We start from the raw sequence: 2,861 nt of genomic DNA, 5'->3' as shown, positions 1-2,861 counted from the left end.
GGTCGTTATTTTTATTGATAGCGGTCATGTTATTCAGGCCGCGCTTGCTCCAGAAACAATTGCCGGCAGGCTTCAGGCAATTCGTTCCAGTTCTGGAATAAAACTGGAGCAAAGCGACGAAAGAGATGAGCCGTAGACCAAGCTCTCCGCTCGGTTCACCCAAGAAACCGCTGCTCATCATTCTCTCTGGCCCTTCAGGAGTTGGGAAAGACGCTCTGCTCAACCGAATGAAGGAGTTCAAATATCCCCTGGAGTACATTACAACCGTAACCACACGTTTGCGACGCGCCGGAGAGCGCAATCATATTGATTACCATTTCATCGCTCCGGAAAAGTTCCAGGATATGATCAAACAGGGAGAGTTGCTGGAATACGCGAAAGTCTATGGCAACTGGTACGGCGTACCCAAAGAGCCGATAAAACAGGCGCTCAATAGCGACCAGGATACAATTGTTAAAGTGGACATACAGGGCGCAACAGCCATCAAGAAGATAGTACCCCAGGCGGTATTCATTTTCCTCATGCCGCCATCGATGGAGGAACTGGGGAAGAGATTAAAAAAGCGGCATACTGAATCATCATTTGACCTGAACTTGCGCATGCGGACCGCAACTGAAGAAATAAAACAATCATCGTTATTTGATTACGTGGTCTACAGCCAGCGGGATGAGATCGACAGCGCCGTGATGGATATTATCGCTATCATAACCGCGGAGAAGTGTCGGGTAACTCCCCGCGAGATCAATTTGGAGTAAACTCAGGATTCTTCTGACGAATTATCCTCTGGTTCTGTTTCGGATGGTTCTAGTTCGGTCTGCTCTGTTTCAGATTGTTCCGGTTGCGTCTTTCTCTGCCACCAGGACTTCAAGCGGGTGATGATCTGCGCTTCGTAGCCCTGCGTACTTGGCTTGTAATATTTTGCACCCTGAAGGTGGTCCGGCAGGTTCTGCTGCTCCGCAAAATGGTCGGGATAGTCGTGAGCGTACTTATAATCCTTGCCATGTCCCATCTCCTGCATGAGCGGTGTCACCGGGTTGCGCAGGTGGAGGGGAACTGCCTCACTGGGGCCCTGGGTAATTTCCTGCTGGGCACGGGAGTATGCTTCATATAGTGAATTGCTCTTCGGGGCGGTAGCCATGTAAACCGCTGCCTCGGCCAGCGCCAGGTTGCCCTCGGGCATGCCGATGAAGTGGACCGCTTGCTGTGCTGCCATGGCGATTACCAGGGCTTGCGGGTCTGCCATGCCGACATCTTCCGAGGCAAAGCGAACCAGGCGGCGGGCAATGTATAAGGGGTCTTCACCGCTGTCAAGCATTCTGGCCAGCCAATATAGAGAGGCATCCGGGTCAGAGCCGCGCATGGACTTGTGCAGGGCGGAAATATGGTCATAGTGCTGGTCGCCGTCTTTATCGTAAGGCAGCACGCGGCGCTGAAGTGCGTCCTCAACCGTGGGCAGGGTAATATAACGCTTCCCTTCTTCATCGGGAGGCGTGCTCAAGGCTGCCATTTCCAGGGCATTGAGCGCGATACGGGCATCATGGTTGGATAACGTAATCAGGTGCCCCATTGCCTCGGGTGCGACCTCCACATTGAGATAACCCAGTCCGCGAAGGGTGTCCTTGAGGGCTCTGGTGAGGATGACCTGTATCTGTTCATCGGTGAGGGGCCTGAGGGGCATAACGCGGCTTCTGGAGAGGAGAGGGGAGGTGACCTCAAAGGAAGGGTTCTCGGTGGTGGCACCGATGAGCGTTATGGTGCCGTCTTCAACAAAAGGCAACACGGCATCCTGCTGCGTTTTGTTGAAGCGGTGAATTTCGTCAATGAAGAGGATGGTTTTCTGGAGGTTCATCTGGCGGCGACCCTTTGCCTCTTCGATAATGCGTCGCAGGTCGTTCACGTTAGCACTGACGGCGCTGATAGGGGAGAAATTGGCACCGGTCATATTGGCAATGATGTAGGCCAGCGTTGTCTTGCCGCTGCCCGGTGGACCCCAGAGAATAATCGAGGGAATCTTGCCGCTTTCAATGGCTTTCCTCAGCACACGGCCCGGGCCGATGATATGCTCCTGCCCGACGAACGTGTTAAGGCTGTTCGGTCGCATGCGGGTGGCCAGCGGTGCTTCGTTGGACTGCAAATCCCCAGCCTGCTTTTCAAACATATCCATACTCATAATGTACCTCCCCTTCTTACTCCCCCCATTCATTATAACGCTTTATAGCGCCAAAGGTTAATGCCAGTACTTTTTACCGGCAAGAAAGGCATCTTCGCCTTTATTCTTCAGTATTCTCAAATTTTTCAGATGCGCGTCACCATGAACGGTCTTTAAAAAGTCCAGATTCTCACAGGTTTCAAAATCCTCGCATTGCCAGCAGCCGTCAAGGCCTTTTTTCTGGCAACACTTTCTCATTTTGCAGTGAGGCGGACCACCGCCACCGCGACAGGTATTCTTGCAGCGAAATCTGACCAAAGCGCCCAGCAACTCGTAGCTCTGCTGGTAATTCTTAAAAGTGGCGAAGAAAGGAACTTCGGAGAGAGCGGCAGCAGTTCTATCGAATTTGGCCTTTCTCAACTCCTTCCTCAGGTCACGGGCTAAATCAGCAATTTTGCCCTGATAGCTAGAGCAGTCTCCACAGTACAGGCCGCAATAGGCGATTAAATATTTTTCTGCAGTCATCCTCACCCCCTGTGTCCCCCTCTCCTTCAAAGGAGAGGGGGAGGTGGTTAGGTGAGAGGGGCTTCGCCCCTCTTTAACACCCATTTATTATTTCCCCTGCCACGCCGGCATGGTGTCCATGTATTCCCTGGCGGCTTTTTCCGCGGTCGCCCGGTCCATGTTCTGTGTGCTCATCATAAAACCTATC

Annotated in this window: 3 protein-coding genes; 1 reads left to right on the top strand and 2 read right to left on the bottom strand. The window is 52.6% G+C overall.

Features of this window, described 5'->3' with window-relative positions; translation table 11 throughout:
* Nucleotides 1-125 precede the first annotated feature (125 nt).
* Nucleotides 126-755, top strand: coding sequence for a guanylate kinase (locus tag KKD83_03185; protein MBU2535156.1), 630 nt, complete (start codon nucleotides 126-128; stop codon nucleotides 753-755).
* Nucleotides 756-757: 2 nt separating this feature from the next.
* Here the strand turns inward: KKD83_03185 and KKD83_03180 are convergent, their stop codons facing one another.
* On the bottom strand, nucleotides 758-2,164 hold the full coding sequence (locus tag KKD83_03180; GenBank protein ID MBU2535155.1) for a replication-associated recombination protein A: 1,407 nt from the start codon (nucleotides 2,162-2,164) through the stop codon (nucleotides 758-760).
* Nucleotides 2,165-2,227: 63 nt separating this feature from the next.
* Nucleotides 2,228-2,674 (bottom strand): DUF3795 domain-containing protein, encoded by a 447-nt coding sequence (locus KKD83_03175; GenBank protein ID MBU2535154.1) that lies wholly within the window; start codon nucleotides 2,672-2,674, stop codon nucleotides 2,228-2,230.
* Between the last annotated feature and the right edge of the window lie 187 nt (nucleotides 2,675-2,861).

This window comes from Chloroflexota bacterium (genome assembly GCA_018829775.1).
GTDB lineage: Bacteria > Chloroflexota > Dehalococcoidia > Dehalococcoidales > RBG-16-60-22 > E44-bin89.
The sequence above is the reverse complement of the archived record's forward strand: the minus strand, read 5'-3'. Positions and strand labels throughout refer to the sequence as shown.